The sequence below is a fragment of the Klebsiella sp. K5-204 genome (assembly GCF_030128585.1).
In the GTDB taxonomy this organism is placed as follows: Bacteria; Pseudomonadota; Gammaproteobacteria; order Enterobacterales; family Enterobacteriaceae; genus Klebsiella; species Klebsiella quasipneumoniae.
Map to the genome: position 1 here is coordinate 370497 of NZ_JAKUZS010000005.1, position 16257 is coordinate 386753.

The 16257-nt window shown below is 57.3% G+C and carries 16 protein-coding genes; 5 read left to right on the plus strand and 11 right to left on the minus strand.

Annotated elements, in window-relative coordinates; genetic code table 11:
- On the minus strand, positions 1-1245 hold the full coding sequence (locus tag MKR05_RS15655; protein ID WP_072422543.1) for a mechanosensitive ion channel family protein: 1245 nt from the start codon (positions 1243-1245) through the stop codon (positions 1-3).
- Positions 1246-1315: 70 nt separating this feature from the next.
- On the minus strand, positions 1316-2743 hold the full coding sequence (locus MKR05_RS15660) for an MFS transporter (RefSeq protein WP_048296961.1): 1428 nt from the start codon (positions 2741-2743) through the stop codon (positions 1316-1318).
- Between the two features lie 108 nt (positions 2744-2851).
- Here MKR05_RS15660 and MKR05_RS15665 point away from each other — a divergent pair, with 108 nt between their 5' ends.
- The 3 genes from MKR05_RS15665 to MKR05_RS15675 all read left to right on the plus strand — a co-directional run bounded on the left by MKR05_RS15665 (position 2852) and on the right by MKR05_RS15675 (position 7923).
- Positions 2852-3718 carry a helix-turn-helix transcriptional regulator gene (locus MKR05_RS15665; protein ID WP_023288725.1) on the plus strand — a complete coding sequence of 289 codons (867 nt, stop codon included), beginning with the start codon at positions 2852-2854 and terminating at the stop codon, positions 3716-3718.
- Between the two features lie 344 nt (positions 3719-4062).
- Positions 4063-5097 (plus strand): DUF2157 domain-containing protein, encoded by a 1035-nt coding sequence (locus tag MKR05_RS15670; RefSeq protein WP_101866769.1) that lies wholly within the window; start codon positions 4063-4065, stop codon positions 5095-5097.
- A 96-nt stretch (positions 5098-5193) separates the two neighbouring features.
- Positions 5194-7923 (plus strand): sigma 54-interacting transcriptional regulator, encoded by a 2730-nt coding sequence (locus MKR05_RS15675; protein ID WP_238875337.1) that lies wholly within the window; start codon positions 5194-5196, stop codon positions 7921-7923.
- A 52-nt stretch (positions 7924-7975) separates the two neighbouring features.
- Here MKR05_RS15675 and MKR05_RS15680 read toward each other — a convergent pair whose 3' ends face one another.
- From MKR05_RS15680 to MKR05_RS15720, 9 genes are all read right to left on the minus strand, one after another.
- Positions 7976-8962: an SIS domain-containing protein gene (locus MKR05_RS15680; protein ID WP_044521472.1), complete on the minus strand. Its 987-nt coding sequence runs from the start codon at positions 8960-8962 to the stop codon at positions 7976-7978.
- A 64-nt stretch (positions 8963-9026) separates the two neighbouring features.
- Positions 9027-10088 carry an SIS domain-containing protein gene (locus MKR05_RS15685; protein WP_044521474.1) on the minus strand — a complete coding sequence of 354 codons (1062 nt, stop codon included), beginning with the start codon at positions 10086-10088 and terminating at the stop codon, positions 9027-9029.
- Between the two features lie 17 nt (positions 10089-10105).
- The gene (locus tag MKR05_RS15690; protein WP_004099982.1) at positions 10106-10960 is read right to left on the minus strand and encodes a PTS system mannose/fructose/sorbose family transporter subunit IID; all 855 of its coding nucleotides are present in this window, start codon (positions 10958-10960) and stop codon (positions 10106-10108) included.
- Positions 10961-10962: 2 nt separating this feature from the next.
- Positions 10963-11706, minus strand: coding sequence for a PTS mannose/fructose/sorbose/N-acetylgalactosamine transporter subunit IIC (locus MKR05_RS15695; protein ID WP_004183295.1), 744 nt, complete (start codon positions 11704-11706; stop codon positions 10963-10965).
- A 14-nt stretch (positions 11707-11720) separates the two neighbouring features.
- A complete protein-coding gene (locus tag MKR05_RS15700; RefSeq protein ID WP_023288730.1) occupies positions 11721-12191 on the minus strand; it encodes a PTS sugar transporter subunit IIB in 471 nt (156 codons plus the stop codon).
- On the minus strand, positions 12184-12618 hold the full coding sequence (locus MKR05_RS15705) for a PTS sugar transporter subunit IIA (protein ID WP_048296967.1): 435 nt from the start codon (positions 12616-12618) through the stop codon (positions 12184-12186). Before MKR05_RS15705 ends, MKR05_RS15700 begins: the two co-directional genes overlap by 8 nt.
- 248 nt (positions 12619-12866) lie before the next feature.
- Positions 12867-13520, minus strand: coding sequence for an oxygen-insensitive NAD(P)H nitroreductase (gene nfsB, locus MKR05_RS15710; protein ID WP_023288731.1), 654 nt, complete (start codon positions 13518-13520; stop codon positions 12867-12869).
- A gap of 119 nt (positions 13521-13639) precedes the next feature.
- Positions 13640-14008 (minus strand): MmcQ/YjbR family DNA-binding protein, encoded by a 369-nt coding sequence (locus MKR05_RS15715; protein WP_004202487.1) that lies wholly within the window; start codon positions 14006-14008, stop codon positions 13640-13642.
- Positions 14005-14589, minus strand: a complete 585-nt coding sequence (locus tag MKR05_RS15720; protein WP_023288732.1) for a TetR/AcrR family transcriptional regulator — start codon at positions 14587-14589, stop codon at positions 14005-14007. The genes MKR05_RS15715 and MKR05_RS15720 overlap by 4 nt, the downstream gene beginning before the upstream one ends.
- A gap of 179 nt (positions 14590-14768) precedes the next feature.
- On the opposite strand from MKR05_RS15720, the gene MKR05_RS15725 reads away from it, so the two are divergent.
- Positions 14769-15884 carry an MBL fold metallo-hydrolase gene (locus MKR05_RS15725; RefSeq protein WP_284118302.1) on the plus strand — a complete coding sequence of 372 codons (1116 nt, stop codon included), beginning with the start codon at positions 14769-14771 and terminating at the stop codon, positions 15882-15884.
- 30 nt (positions 15885-15914) lie between these two features.
- The gene (locus MKR05_RS15730) at positions 15915-16256 is read left to right on the plus strand and encodes a RamA family antibiotic efflux transcriptional regulator (RefSeq protein ID WP_004202492.1); all 342 of its coding nucleotides are present in this window, start codon (positions 15915-15917) and stop codon (positions 16254-16256) included.
- Position 16257 lies beyond the last annotated feature (1 nt).

The following is a 16257-nucleotide window of genomic DNA, read 5'->3' on the forward strand; positions in this document are numbered from 1 at the left end:
TTAGCGGGGGAAGGCCCCCGCCAGCGCGCGAATGTCGTTGCCGGTGGGCGTTTGATGAATGCGTAAGCCAAACTCCTCCACCACGGCGAAGACATGGTCGAAAATATCCGCCTGGATCCCCTCATATTCCGCCCACACCACGGTGTTGGTGAAGCAGTAGATCTCGATCGGCAAGCCGTTGGCATCCGGCGCCAGCTGGCGCACCATCAGGGTCATATCCTGGCGGATGCGCGGATGATGACGTAAATACTCCTGCAGATAGGCGCGGAAGGTGCCGACATTGGTCATTCGGCGCTCGTTGAGGACCGATTGCTCCCCGGCATACTGCTGGTTCCAGGCGCTAATCTCCTCGTGGCGCGAATCCATATAGGGTTTAAGCAACTTCGCCCGGATCAAGCGCTGCTGCTCCTGTTCATCGAGGAAATGAATGCTGGTGGTGTCGATGTTGAGGCTGCGCTTAATGCGGCGGCCGCCGGAGGCCGACATCCCGCTCCAGTTTTTAAACGAGTCGGAGACCAGCGACCAGGTTGGAATGGTGGTGATGGTGTTGTCCCAGTTGCGTACCTTGACCGTGGTGAGGCCGATATCGATCACCGCGCCGTCGGCGCCGTACTTCGGCATCTCCAGCCAGTCGCCAAGCTTGAGCATATCGTTGGCCGAGAGCTGGATACCGGCCACCAGACCAAGGATCGGATCTTTAAATACCAGCATCAGTACCGCGGCCATCGCGCCGAGCCCGCTAATCAGGATCGCTGGCGACTGGCCTATCAGCAGGGAAATAATCAGGATGCCGATAATAATCGCCGTCACCAGCTTAATTCCCTGGAATATCCCCTTCAGCGGTAGCTGAGAGGCGGCGGGAAATTTCTGCGTCAGCTTTAAGATCACATCCAGCAGCGAGAAGAAGGACAGCATGGCATATATCATCACCCATAGCTGAGCCACGGTGGTTAATATTTCCGCGGCCTCGCTGCCTTTTTGCAGCCACAGCACCGCCTGCACGTTAACGATGATCCCCTGCAGGGTAAAGGCCAGTCGGTGAAAGAGTTTATTCTGTGTGATGATTTGCAACCACAGATGGCTGCTGGCCAACGCCCGTTTTTCAAAAGCGCGCAGGACCACTTTGTGCAATATCAGATGCACGACGACGGCGGTGAACAAGATAATGCCGAAGATAATCATCAGCGAGCGGGTGGGGGTTATTTCGATTCCTAAGGCGGCAATTTGCGATATTAATTCCTGCATAACGTCTCCTGAATATCCAGCGGGTATGATGACCGCTGGATAACGATTATGCAAATTACCGCCGCCGATATTACGACGCCGCCGTCGCCGGCTGTCGGTTGAGATGATGGCGCAGCCACAGCGCGATGGCCCCCAGCAACAGCATCATGGCCACCTCGACCAGCAGAAAATCAATCAGCGCCTGCGGATAGTTTCCGCCGCCGCGGCGGGCCAGCGCCAGGAACAGCGATCCGAGGATAGCCGGCCCGAGACCGAGGGTCGCCTGCTGCAGGGTGCTGAGGATGGCGCTCCCGGCCCCGGCGTCGCTGGCGCTGATATCGCGCATGCCAATCCGGTAAAAGCTGTTGACGATCAGCGCCTGACCGTAGCCGATCAGCGCCGTGGCGGGGACCAGCGTCAGGGCGGTGGTGGCGATGCCGAAGCGGGAGAAGGTGGCGCACAGCAGCAGTAGCCCGGCGATCTGCACCGTCAGACCGGTCAACAGGATCCGCCCCATGCTGTAGCGGGCGATAAGCCGCGGGGCATACAGCGCCGAAATAAAATAGGCCACGCCGAGGGCGATAAAGCTATTGCCGGACTGCCACGGCGCCATCCCCAGCCCCTCCTGCATGGTCAGCGCCATGCAGAACATAAAGCCGGACCAGGCGCTGAAGAACAGCAGAGCGATGGCCATCCCGAAGCGGATGCTGGTCAACTGCAGCAGACGCGGCGGCAGCAGGGGATGGTCGCCGCGCTGCTGCTGGCGCAGGGCGCTCTGACGCATGGCGAACAGCAGCGGCAGGACCGCCACCAGCATCAGCTGCAGCCACAGCGGCCAGTGCAGCTCCGGACCGAGGGCCATCGGGAACAGCAGGCAGCAGAGGATGAGGGCGAGGTACAGGGTACCCTGCCAGTCAATCCGCGACGGCGTCTCACGACGGGTTTCCGGCACATAGCGGCGGCTCAGGGCCAGCACCAGCAGGCAGATCGGCACATTGATAAAAAAGGCGTTGCGCCAGCCCAGCCCGGCGATATCCGCCGATACCAGCCAGCCGCCGCCCATCTGACCGACGATAAACGCGATCCCGCCGATCCCGCCATACAGGCTGATGGCCCGGGCGTGGGCCGGGCCTTTGAGGGTGACGTGCAGGGTGGCGAGGATCTGCGGCACAATCAGCGCCGCCCCGGCGCCCTGCAGGGTGCGGGCGGCCAGCAGGGCGCTGATGCTGTTCGCCATGCCGCACAACAGGGAAGCGATGCCAAAGAGAGCGACGCCCCACATAAACAGGCGACGGCGGCCATAGTTATCGCCAAGCTTACTGCCCATCGCCAGGCAGACGGCAAAGGCGACGCCGTAGAGCGCGACGATAAGCTCCAGCTGCGTGGCGCTGGCCGCCAGGGTGTGGGTGATGGCGTCCAGCGCCACATTGGTGATCGAGGTATCAATAAGCGGCAGCATCTGGCCGCCCAGCAGCAGCCACAGACCGGCGCGGCCGGGTGAAACAGCAGACGTTTTCATGGGGTTCTCCATTGCGTCATTCAGCAGACCGACGTAGCATTACCGATAAATTAAACGGGTACCAGTTCCTGTCTATACTGGTACTGGAACTACCATGCTGGAGGGGTGATGACCACGATGCCGCAACGAGAGTCGACGTTCGCCGTGCCGGACGATCGGCGCAAACAGCTGGGGGCGTTTCTGCGCGCCCGGCGTGAGAGCCTCGATCCGCAGCGCCTGGGGTTGCCCCGGGTGGGCCGCCGGCGCACGCCGGGTCTGCGCCGGGAGGAGGTGGCGATGCTCGCCGACGTCGGCGTCACCTGGTACACCTGGCTGGAGCAAGGGCGGGAGGTGAATCCGTCGGAAGCGGTGCTGGTGGGGGTAGCGAATGCCCTGCAGTGCAGCCCGCTGGAGACCCGGCACCTGTTCGTACTCGCCGGGCTGACCCCGCCGGAAGCGACCCAGGTGACGGTATGCGAAGGCATCAGCCCCGGCACCCGGCGAATGCTGGACAGCCTGATGCCGCAGCCGGCCAGTATTCAGAAACCGAACTTTGATATTGTGGCCTGGAACGACAGCTTCTGCCGCCTGATGGGCATCGATTTCGCCACCCTCCCGGAAGAAGATCGCAACTGCATTTATCTGTATCTGACCCATGAGACCTGGCGCAGCCGGATCGAAAATCGCGATGTGCTGCCGACCTTCGTCTCCTATTTCCGCGCCGCGATGGCCGAGCACCGCGGCGATCCGGCATGGGAAAACAAACTGGCGCGCTTTTTCGCCGCCTCGTCGGAGTTTGAAGCGCTGTGGCATCAGCGCTACGAGGTGCGCGGCGTGGAAAACCAGATTAAACATTTTAACCACCCGCAGCTCGGGCGATTCAGCCTGCAGCAGATGTACTGGTATTCGGCGCCGCGCAACGGTTCGCGCCTGCTGGTCTACCTGCCGATGGACGAGGCGGGCGAGCAGGCGCTGGCGTGGCTGGACCAACATTAATCACAAGGAATCAGATGGCTGGCAATGTGCCATCTTCGGGTATTGCCCGGCCTGCCGGGAACGTCTCAGCGATGTTGAGGCCGCAACACCGGCAGTTTCAGCAGCCCCAGGCCCGGCGGTGATTTGGGACCGTAGGCCGGGTCAGGCGCAGCCGCCACCCGGCAATATGACGGGTATCGAGCCTGATATCATGCCCGGCGGCGCTGCGCTTACGCGGGCCCAGGTTGCTGGGTAACAATCTGATATATAAATGGTTAGGTAGGTCGGGTCAGGCGCAACTGCCACCCGCAGAAAGGCGAGCACATTAGCGAAAACAGGTTTGTCATCAGTCTCAAGGAATGCCTATGAACGTAACCCGAAAAGAGCAGCGCATTATTCAGCGCACGCTGAACGCCTGGCAGGCCAGCGGGGAGTTAACCCCGGCAGACAGCCAGCGGCTGGCGCAAACGCTGCGCGTCTCCCCCTTTGACTGGCGGCGCCTGAGCCGCTATGCCTTCTGGACCGCGCTGGCGTGTGTGCTGATTGCTCTGGGCAGTCTGTTCGCCGACAATGAACTGGTGGCGTGGCTGCTGAGCCTGTTCAGCCGCTCGGCGCTGACGCGGATCCTGCTGCCTGCGCTGCTGGCTGTCGCCTGCTACGCCTGGGGTTTTCGCCGCCAGCGGCGGGAAACGCAGTGGCACTACAGCACCGAGGCGATTTTGTTTCTGGGCGTTGTCTTTACCGCGGTGGCGCTATGGCAGCTTGGCGAACGGCTGGATAACGGCAGCGGCCATATCGCGCCGCTGTTTCTGGCCGGATGCGTGATTTACGGCGCTATCAGCTATGCTGCCCGCTCCGGGCTGGTGTGGCTCTTTTTTCTGCTGGCGCTGGGCAACTGGTTTGGCGCGGAAACCGGCTATGTCTCGGGGTGGGGCGCCTACTGGCTGGGCATGAACTACCCGATTCGCTTCGTCCTGTTCGGCGGCGCGCTGCTGGCGCTCTGCTACGGCGCGCAGTCCCTGCTTCGCCAGCGGCAGCTGTTTACCGTCAGCAAGGCGATGGGCCTCACGTATCTGTTTATTGCGCTGTGGATCCTGTCGATTTTCGGCAATTACGACGCTGACAGCTGGTACAACGTAAGCCAGGCGCGACTCCTGCCGTGGGGGCTGCTGTTTGCCGCGGCGGCCGGCGTCTGCATTTTTATCAGTCTGAAAACCGATGACGCAATGCTGCGCGGCTTTGGGTTAACCTTCCTGGCGATCAATCTCTATACCCGCTTCTTTGAATTTTTCTGGAACGGGATGCACAAGGTGCTGTTTTTCCTGATCCTTGCCGTCTCGCTGGCGGTGATTGGCCGCTATGCCGAGCGCATCTGGCACGCGGGGAACGTTAAACCATGAAAAATTAAGCGCTTTTAAAGAAGTGTGGCTGGCGGCAGCGACGTCCTGCACGAATTGTCGTATAAGCGAATTTTACGCTTTTGACAGGGGAGCGAGATGAACAAGGAGTCGATTTTTCGCCAGCTAGAACAGCGGATCGCCGGGCGAGCGCTGACGGCGGAAGCGCTGGGCGAGTTTAACGCTATGGCCATCGCCGATAGCTTGAAGCAAAAACGCAGCATCATCAGCCATCATCTGAATAATCTTCATCGCGAGCAGCGGGTGGTCAAAGTGAACGGTCGCCCGGTGCTGTTTTTACCCGTTACCGTTCTGCGCGATCATCACCGGCTGGCGGTTCGGCACGGCGAATACGCCTCCATTCAGGCGCTGTGCGCGGAGCGTCAGGATAGTCTGGCGCAGCTGATTGGCGCGCAGGGCAGCCTGCAGGAAGCATTGCGCCAGTGCAAGGCTGCCATCAGCTACCCTGGCGCAGGTCTGCCGCTGCTGCTGCGGGGCCCTACTGGCACCGGGAAAAGTTTTCTAGCTCGCCAGCTCTGGCACTACGCAATAGATGAAGGTATTTTACCTGCCGATGCGCCTTTTACCGTATTTAACTGCGCCGAGTACGCGAATAATCCAGAACTACTGACCTCGAAGTTATTTGGTCATGCGAAGGGGGCCTTTACCGGCGCCGATAAAGCCGTTCCTGGTCTTATCGAGACCAGCAACGGCGGGGTGTTGTTTATCGATGAGGTTCATCGGCTGCCGCCCGAAGGTCAGGAAAAGCTGTTTCATTTTATGGATAACGGTAGCTGGCGCCGGCTGGGGGAGAGCACCGACGAGCGCAGCGCGACGGTGCGGCTAATTTTTGCGTCAACCGAGGATCTGGAAAAACACTTCCTGGCGACCTTTATTCGCCGTATTCCGGTGATTGTAAAAATTCTGCCGATCGCTGAACGCGGCCAATTCGAGCGGCTGGCGTTTATCCACCACTTTTTCCGCCGTGAAGCCCAGCGTTTGAACCACGATCTTGCGCTGGATGGCGAAATCGTCAGCCAGCTAATGCGTGAAACGCTTGAAGGAAATGTCGGTGGGCTGGAAAATTTGATTCGCAATATTTGCGCCAGCGCCTGGACATTTGGCGAACGTGATAGCGGTCTTTTACACATAAAAGCGGGTTTGCTGCCCGACCGATTACTGGCGGATGCGCCTTTTTCCCTTCAGCAAAATAGCGAGCGGGTGATGATTTACCGCGATGGCGATGCGCAGCCTCTTTTTTCTGGTCGTCACCATGAATACCAACGGCTAACGGAAAATATTTGTAGCCTGTGCGAGGAGTTGGCTCAGGATAATATTAGCGTGCGGACCTTTGAAAAGCTCATTTATCAAAACGTGACGCTCTATCTCGATGCGTTGATGAATCAGGAGAGCGCGGTCTCTCTTCAGGACAAGCGGCTGCGCTTTATTGAGGATGTGGGCAAGGCGATCGCCGCCAATTACGATCTCCAGCTGAATGCCGAATTCGCCTATCTTACTGGCCGCTACCTGACCAGCCTTCCTCTGGCGCCGCGCAGCGTTGCCGAGCCCGCGCGTCTGGTGATGCAGCGCTGGCTGGAGTCCTCAGCGGGGCTGGCGCAGCGTATCGCGGGGAAACTACTGGATGTCGTCAATAACAAATACGATCTGCTCATCGATACGCTTGACCGTCTGGCGATTACCGCCGTTGTCAGTAATGCTATCGATGCGACCAGCGGCGGAAAAGTGAAAGCGCTGATAATCGCCCACGGTTATTCGACCGCCAGCAGCATTGCCGGCGTTGCCAACCGCCTGATTGGCGAGAAGATCTACCAGGCCATGGATATGCCGATGGAGGTGGCATTCAGCGACGTCAGTCGCGCCGTGGTTGATTATCTCCAGCATACGGACACGCGTGCGGGTGTGATGGTGCTTATTGATATGGGCTACACAAAGGAGATTGCCGATGCGCTTTTGTCGGTGATTAACGGCCCGCTGGTGGTGGTGGATAACGTCACGACCCGCATGGCGCTGAATGTTGCCAGCGAGATCGCGCTGGAAAAAAACATCGAACAAATCGCCGAAGAGATCGTGCCGCTTAATCAGTCGCGTTGGGATGTGTTCTGGCCCGCAGAAAAAAAAGAGCGTGCGCTGCTGGTGACCTGTATTACAGGTATCGGTACCGCATTTAAATTTAAAAATCTGATGGAGAAGAGCCTGCTCAACGATTTTGATATTAACATCATCGCCTGCGAGTATACGCGCTTAAAAAACAGTCGTACGGCGGTATCGTTGCTCCACCAGTATGAAGTTATTGCGGTCGTGGGTACCCACGACCCGCAGCTGGCCGGAGTGCCCTGGGTTGGCATTGAGGAACTACTTGGCGAGCAGGGGCATCGACATCTGAGTCAGCTCTTAAGCGGCTATCTTAATGAAAAGCAAATTGCGCTGATTAATAAAAATATGGTACGTGAGTTTTCGCTGCATAACGTTGTCAACTCTCTGACGATACTGAATGCCGGAAAAACCATGGGTCATATCGAAACCATTATCGCTGAGTGGCAAAATACGCTTGGTTTTCATTTTAATAATAACTTAATTATCAGTTTATATGTGCATCTCAGCTGTATGATTGAGCGTCTGGTAATGCGTAATGAAATTAGCCATTATAAAGATCTTGAGCAATTTACCCGCCAGCATGGCGAATTTATTGCCATGGTCAATCACTCGTTCCAGCGCCTAAAAATACTCTATAACGTGGCGCTGCCGGTAGCGGAAATTGGCTATATTCACGATATTTTTGAATTACGTATTGAAGGTTTTAGCTGGTAATCCTCAACGCAGCCCCGGAGAATTACGCCGGGGCTGGCAGGCGGTTAGCGAATCAATATTCGACTTTCCACATATAGCGGCGGGTGGTCAGCGGGTGGTTGCGGGCGGTGGCCAGCGCCAGGTTGTAAACATCCAGTACGCAGTTGTGCAGCAGGCCGCAGAAATATTCGCGCACGCTGGCGTGCAGTGTGTCGATTCCCACCTTTTCCACGTCAATAATCTGCAGTTTTCCCTGGTAACGTTCGATAAAGCGGATCGCGCGGTCATCCAGCGGGCGGGTGCGGCCGCTGCTTTTTAATAAAATAAACGGCGTTCCCGCTTCGGTAATCTCAAAGGGGCCGTGGAAATACTCGCCGCTGTGGATGCTGGCGGAGTTAATCCACTGCATCTCGAGCAGAATACAGATGGATTCCTGATGCGCGGCGCCGAATGAGGGGCCGCTGCCCATCATGTAGATGACCTTTTCGCTCTTCCAGGCTTCGGCAAAATGGCGCGCATCCGCCTGAACCTGCTGCTGAGCGCCGCGTACCACGGATTCAAAACTGGCAAAGGCGCTGACCATCTCATCGTAATGGGCGTATCCCTCAGTTTGCGCAAGCATTTCCAGCGCCAGCCACAGGCTGTATGCCGCTTTTTGCTGCGTCGGATCGACGGTTTCGGGATAGCGCGCCCAGCAGTATTCAATAGTGTAATCGCTGTGTTCGCACAGCGGCGTGCCGGGGGTATATACCAGTCCAATAGTGGCGGCGCCTTTCTGACGCGCGATGCGGGCGGCTTCCACCGTTTCAGCGGTGTTGCCCTGCTGCGAGGCGAGGATCACTACGCTGTTTTTACCTAACGCGTTCGGCGTCGCGTGGACAAATTCATTACTGGTCACATAGCCGACGGCCAGCTTTTTCGCTTCACAATCGAGAAAATATTTCCCCGGCCAGAAACCGGTTAATGAACCACCGCAGCCGACAAACCATACCCGCTCAATGTGCTGCTTAGATAAAATATCGCGAATAATAGTATGTGCGTTTTTATGAGCTATAGACATATTGGTCTCCTTGGGATGTAACGGGTCCTCCGCTGAATAGCGGATAACTTTTACTATGCGTCAATTAATTGGGTTGTTTACTTTTCATTTTCTGGTGGAACTGCGGATCCTTCGGTATTGCGGGATCGATGCCCTTCACTGGCGGCAGTCGGGCACAAACCATTTGTAACGGAATAATATATTCAAAGATCGCAAAGTCGGGATCGTTAATAAATGCGAAGGGCATATTTTTGCCGTTATTTTCGACTTGTGGACCAATGCGATAAATATGCTGAGTCCAGCCGCCAAGTATTTCCGCCAGGCGATCCTGACGCTCATCGGGAAACGGATCGAGCATGATCAGGGTAGAGCGTTCGTCGAAGGCGTTATAGATCCCGTGGATGAACTCCTCAAATTCGTAACCGGCAACCGGACAGCGTAGCGTTTCAAGCATCTTTAGCGCACCTTCCTGAACGGTGCCAAACAGCCCTGCCGGACCGGTCAGGCGAATGTCCGCGCTGTCGATAAGCGGCCGGGCGTGATTGAGAACCCACGCCTGCGAGGCCTCAATGAGCGTCGGCAAATGATTGAACGTCCTCTCCATGCGGACGAGTAGCGCCTTGCGCTCCTCATCGCTCAGGCGCTGCTGGCGACTGGCGACGGCAAGCGCAAGCAGTATCAGGTTGAGTATGGTGCAGTGATACCCTTTGGTTTTGGCGCCGGCGCGCTCTTCTCCACAGGGGACCGTCAGGATCAAATCTGCCGCCTGGTCGATGGCAGCTGGCGCTTCCCCGGCCATGGAAGCGGTAAGGTGCCCGGCTGCCCGGGCGCGCTCCATTGCGGCGAGAGTAGAGAGGCTACCGCCTCCCTGAGAAATGCCGATGACCAGCGCTTTGTCGCTGAGGGATAGAGCCGTCTCGTCCAGCAGGAAGGGCCAGTACACATCGACCGGGATGCCGCACCACTGCTGCATAAACGACCGCGCGGTCAGCGCGCCGTGGTAAGACGTACCGGAACCGGTCAGGATGATTCGAGAGATCCCGCGATCCGCCAGCGCTTTCGCCGCTTGCCAGAGATCTTCCCGCGTCTGCGTTAGCATAGCGAGCAGGCGAGCGGGGGTTTCATTCATATAGTCTTCTACGTGCATGGGTAATATTCCTCTTTTTAAAGCAGGCCTAACGCGCTGGCCGCCATGCCAAACGCGATGGTGCCTAACAGGATCCAGTTGATGTTGACTCCCTTACGGATCAGCTTGTACATCCCAAGGGTGAAAAGCAGAGGCAGCAGAGAAGGAAGTATTTTGTCGATAAACTCCTGCGCCTTCATGGTCGTCTGCCCGGCAGTGAAGCTGAGCGGGGTGGTGATATCTATCATACTGGCGGTCATCGCGCCGACGACCATCAGGCCAACGATTGACGCGATATAGGTGACCCGATCCATGAGTCCGCTTTGGTAAATCCGCATCAGCCAGGTGGTGCCAGCCCGATAGCCGAGCTTCAGCCCATACCAGCGGCACAACAGATGCGGTAGGTTATAAACTAACAACGCCATTATTGGTCCCAGGAGGCTGCCCTGCTGGGCGAAATAAATCCCCATCCCGGCGGCAATCACCTTCAATGACCCCCAGAATATGGAGTCACCGATACCCGCCAGAGGCCCCATCAGGCTGGTTTTAATCGCGTTTATTGATTCTTCATTAAATTCGGGATTGCGTTGATTCTCCTCTTCCATAGCGATCGACAAGCCGAAGATAAAGGTGGAGAGGTGCGGCGTAGTATTAAACAGCACCAGATGGCGCTGCAGGGCGCGCCCCAGTTCCGTCGGGTCCTGATAGATGCGCTTCAGGGCCGGCGACATTGCGAAGGCGTAGCCCATATGCTGCTGGCGCTCGTAGTTCCACGAGCCCTGCAGCGTAAAGGAGCGCCAGAACACGCTGCGTAAATCCCGAGCGGTGACCCGGCTTGCGTCATCGCTTTGCGGCTGGGCGGCGCCTGACAGGGTCTGCGTCATTTCACTCATGATTAGCTCTCCTGCTGCTTAAGATTAAGAAACTGGCTGATGATAAAAGCCAACACCACGGCGAATAGCGCGATGGCGATGATATCCAGTTTGGTATATGCCGCTATCAAAAATCCCAGACCGAGGTACGGCATCAGTTTGCTGCTGAGCATCATGCTGATCAGCAGGGCGAAACCGAGCGCTGGCAAGATCTTACTGGCGACGATCAATCCGTTGGTGATCACCGGCGGAATCGCCTCAAGGAACCAGCTAACCGCCGAAGAGCCGAGCAGGATGGCGAAAAAAACCGGTAGAAATCCGTTTAAAAAATAGAGTAGCGTCGGACCGGCGAGGTGCATCAGGCCGACCATCCGGGTATTACCTTGCGCCGCATAGCGGTCCGCCAGATGACCGAAGCGGGCGTTCACCACGCGCACCAGGATGCCCAGCGTTTGCGCCAGCATTGAGACGGGGATGGCAATGGTAAGCGCAGCCTCCGGACCGCGGCCGGACATGATCGAAAACGCGGTCGCCAGTACGGAGCCGGTCACGATATCGGGTGGGTGCGCGGCGCCGATGGCGACGTTGCCGAGAAAAATAAGCTCCAGCGTAGCGCCAATCAGAATCCCCTCATGCAGATTGCCGCAGACCAGACCGGTGAGGGCGCACATCACCAGCGGCCGGTCGATCATCGATACCCCAAGCAGGCGGCCATCGAGGATCCCCAGTGCGGCAATCAGTCCGAGTAACGTTGCGGTGAGCAACATAGTGACCTCCGAAGTTAAAGTTGGTCGTTAAGGAGTTCAGCCGAGTGGGCGGGTACCTGACGCATCTCCAGCCGAATGCCTTTTTCTTTTAGCGCTCTGCTATGGGCGATTTCCTCTTCGGTCAGATAGATGGCCTTGCCGAATTGTCTTGCCCCTTCCTTCTGTGGCAGACCGCCGTAATTAATTGCGCTAATTCCCGGGACTTTTTCTACCAGCGCGAGGGTTTCAGCAGTATTGCCAAGGACCACCATGACTTTTTTATGATCCAACTTGCCGCCGTTAAGCTTTTCCGCCGCCTGTTCAACGGTGGCGATGTCCAGCGTGACGCCCGCCGGCTTGGCCAGGTTAAGCGACATCGTAATGAAGGCATCCGCCGCGGCTTTGGCGTTAGCGACGATGATATGATCGATATCCAGCGCTCGGGTCCAGGCAAAAACCACCTGGCCGTGCAGCAGCCGATAATCAATGCGCACGAGTTTAATCATGAGATTCTCCCTGTGGGTCAGAGGATGGTTGTGTTAGTAGAGGGTTGATGAAAACAATGGATTCACGCGCCGCGCTGGTGGCGTAGACAATCGCGGACTCGGTAGTGGCTTCTTCGCACAGCAGAAACTCCAGCAGCAGAGTCAGATTGATGCCGGCGACCACGAAAACGTTACGATGACGCATCAAGACGCTCACGGCGCTATTGTTGATACTGCCGCCAAGCAGGTCGGTAAAGATCACCACTTCATCACCATTCGCCTGGACGATGAGATGCTCCAGGGTTTGCTCCAGCTGTTCGGTGGTCACGATATCTTCGTCATAGGCGCAGACCGGGATAACGCCGTGTTCGTCGCCAATCAGCAGCGACAAACTGTTCACCAGTCCGCGAGCAAAATGGCCGTGGCTGGCCACATAGATATGTTTCACCCGGTTTCTCCTTCATCCAGATAGCGGTATCTGTTAAGAGCAAAGGGCGTGCCAGAAATAAAAAATATTATTTATCAATTAATTAAAGCGGCTGGTTCACACTAAAGGCGTTATTCCTGGCACAAGCGGGCTTATTAGCGCCGGAAACCTGGCACAAACGGCAGAAAAAGAGGGGGAAAGAGTGGGGGAAGAAAGTCCCGGGCGAGACGCTGCTGCGCCATGGCCCGGGCGTTCCCGGCAGAAGGGAATTAAATCTCGGTAATCGTCGTCGACTGCGGCAGACGCGACTTCGGCAGGGAGGCGTTAAAGTCTTCAACGCTATGATGGCCGACCGGGACCACCACCAGGCTGGTGTAGCCCTGGGCTTTCAGGTCAAATTCCTCATCGAGGATCGCAAAATCAACCCCTTCAATCGGCACGGCGTCGAGACCCATCGCCGCTACGCCCAGCAGGAAATTGCCGACGTTGAGATACACCTGCTTCGCCATCCACTGATCGTCATCCTTCAGCTCTTTGCGGTGCATATCGGCAAAGAAAGTGCGACCCTTGTGGTTAGCGGCTTTTGCGTCCGGGGTGGCGAAACGGCCATCGGCCTCTTCCTGATCCACGACGCGCTGCAGCCAGGCGTCGTCCATCGCGGTTTTCGCGCAGAACACCACCACGTGCGAGGCGTCGAGAATTTTACGTTCGTTGAACACGTAGGTACCGCTGGCGGCTTTCGCCACGCGGGCTTTCCCTTCATCGGTGCTGGCGACGATAAAGTGCCACGGCTGGGAGTTGGTGCTAGACGGGCTGTACTGCAGCAGCGTTTTCAGCTGTTCCGCTTCCCCGGCAGTCAGCTTTTTCGTGGCGTCAAAGGCCTTAGTGGAATAGCGCTTCAAAGCGACCGATACGATATCCATAACTCTTCCTCACAGTTTACAGCACCTTACCGGTGCGTTCAGGAGAGGAAGAGTACAGCGAAGATCGCCAAATGATAAGGGTGAAAAATGCGATAACACTTATCGCGTTTGGCTGAAAATCAGCGCGGACGCAGGCGCTGTTGGGCCTTTTTGCTCAGCTTGTTCACCACCTGATGCCATGAGTCGTCAATCAGCTCGGCCAGCAGATCCTCGCTGATATCGTCCCCCGGCACCACCGTGATCCAGTGTTTCTTGTTCATATGGTAGCCCGGTTCGATACTGCGATAAATTTCCTGATTGAGCAGCGACTTCTGCGGCTCGGCCTTGAGGTTGACCAGCGCCCGGCCGCGAATGGTCATGGTGATCATAAAGATGCGGCCGTCGACCTTAAACACGTCGTACTCCGGCCCAAAGGGCCAGCAGTGCTCGGTAAACGGGTAGGTCAGGGCGATACGGTGGGCGCAGGGGTGCAGCGTTTCCGGCGTCATTTGGCGTCCGCCTCATGCAGGGCGTTCCACATGGCTTCAAAGCCGAGGGCGATAATCTCCCGGGCGCGCTGCGGATCGTGGCTGGCGAATTCGATAGTGGTCTCCGCCAGTGACAGAAACAGGGCATCGCCAAAGGCGCGATACGCTTCGCTGAGGAAGATCTCTTTCACCGACAGCTGGCACATTTCGTTGAGCTCCGGAAAGCTCTCTTTCACCTGGCGGCGGGTTTCGTCCGTGATGCGCTCGCTGAGCGCCATCCGGCGGATCGCCTTGTGCTCCATCGGGTTGCGCACGCCCCAGTCGATATAGCTGTTCCAGATATTGCGCGCGTTCTCTTTCGGGCGCTTTTCGTCCGGATCCAGCCCGGCGATCATCATCCGCACCAGGCGCAGCTTAATGGCGAGGTACAGTTCGTTGAGCAACTCATCCTTGGTGGCGAAATAGCGAAACAGCGTCCCCTCGGCAACCCCGGCGCTGCGGGCGATGGCCGACGTTGAGGCGGCGATGCCGGACTGGGCGAAAGCCGCGGCGGCAGCTTCCAGTAACGCTTGCTTTTTATCTTCACTCTTTGGACGAGCCACTACATTTTTCCTCACGCAGGTTTAAACAAACCGCCGATCTTTGCACGTCTGACCAGGTCGCTGCAACGGCGGAACGCAAAAATTGAAAATCGTCTTGACGACTTTCATCACATTCCTAATAATGAGTGCGTACTCACTCATAATCAAGTTATATCATAAAGCCTCCGGGATGGGGGCTTTTGTCTGGTCAGGATATGAACCGTGTCACTTTCAGCGTGGTCGCCATCATGTTACTCGCAGCAGCAACGACACTGCCGTTTGTCCTCAATGCCGGTTTTGGTAAGGCGCCGCAGGGGGCACAGCTTAGCCAGGTGGAAGCGTCTCCCCACTACCGGGACGGCCAGTTCCATAACCAACTGCCCACGCCGGGATTCACCGGGCAGAAAAATATGTTGGCGGCGTGGTGGGATTTTTTGATGACCAAACGGGAAAACGCCCGTCCCGCGCAGCCGCTGCCGCTGGTGAAAACCGATCTGGCGACGCTGCCCCTCGGGCAGGACGTGATGGTCTGGCTCGGCCACTCTTCCTGGTATCTGCAGTTGGCGGGAAAACGCATCCTGATCGACCCGGTGTTCAGCGATTACGCGGCGCCGTTCTCCTTTATCAATAAAGCCTTCCCCGGCGATTATCCGTGGCGGGCGGAAGGGATGCCGGAGATCGATCTGCTGATCGTCTCCCACGATCACTACGACCATCTGGATTACGCCACCATCCGCGCTCTGCTGCCGAAAATTAAGCGGGTCATTACGCCGCTGGGGGTTGGGTCGCACCTGCGCTACTGGGGAATGGACGGGGCGCTGATTACCGAAGCGGACTGGCAGCAGGCGATTCCGGTTAGCGATGAGCTCACCGTCCACGTCCTGCCGGCGCGGCACTTTTCCGGCCGTGGGCTGAAGCGCAACCAGACGCTGTGGGCCAGTTTTCTGTTCGTTACCCCGCAGCAAAAGATTTACTACAGCGGCGACAGCGGGTATGGGCCGCACTTTAAAGCGATAGGCGATGAGTTCGGTCCGATCGATCTGGCGATCATGGAGAACGGACAGTATGACCAGGACTGGAAATATATCCACATGATGCCGGATGAAACGGCTCAGGCTGCCGATGACCTGCGCGCTCGCACGGTGCTGCCTGGGCATGCAGGACGATTCGTTTTGGCGAAACATAGCTGGGATGAACCGTATCAACGGCTGGCGGCTGCCAGCGAAGGAAGGGCCTGGCGTCTGCTGACGCCTGTGCAGGGCGAGCCGGTGTGGGTCGCCGATAAGACGCAATCATTTAACGCCTGGTGGCGCTAAGCGCCAGTGCAGTATCAGAGGAGAGAGCATATGACGATTTCCGCTCAGGTGATTGACACTATCGTCGAGTGGATTGATGACAACCTGCATCAACCGCTGCGTATTGATGATATCGCTCGCCATGCCGGGTATTCGAAATGGCATCTGCAACGGCTGTTTTTACAGTATAAAGGGGAGAGCTTGGGGCGCTATATACGCGAAAGGAAGCTGCTGCTGGCCGCCCGCGATCTGCGCGACACCGATCAGCGGGTCTACGATATCTGCCTGAAGTATGGCTTCGATTCACAGCAGACCTTTACCCGCGTCTTCACCCGGACCTTCAATCTGCCGCCGGGCGCCTACCGTAAAGAGAACCACAGCCGCGCCCACTGAG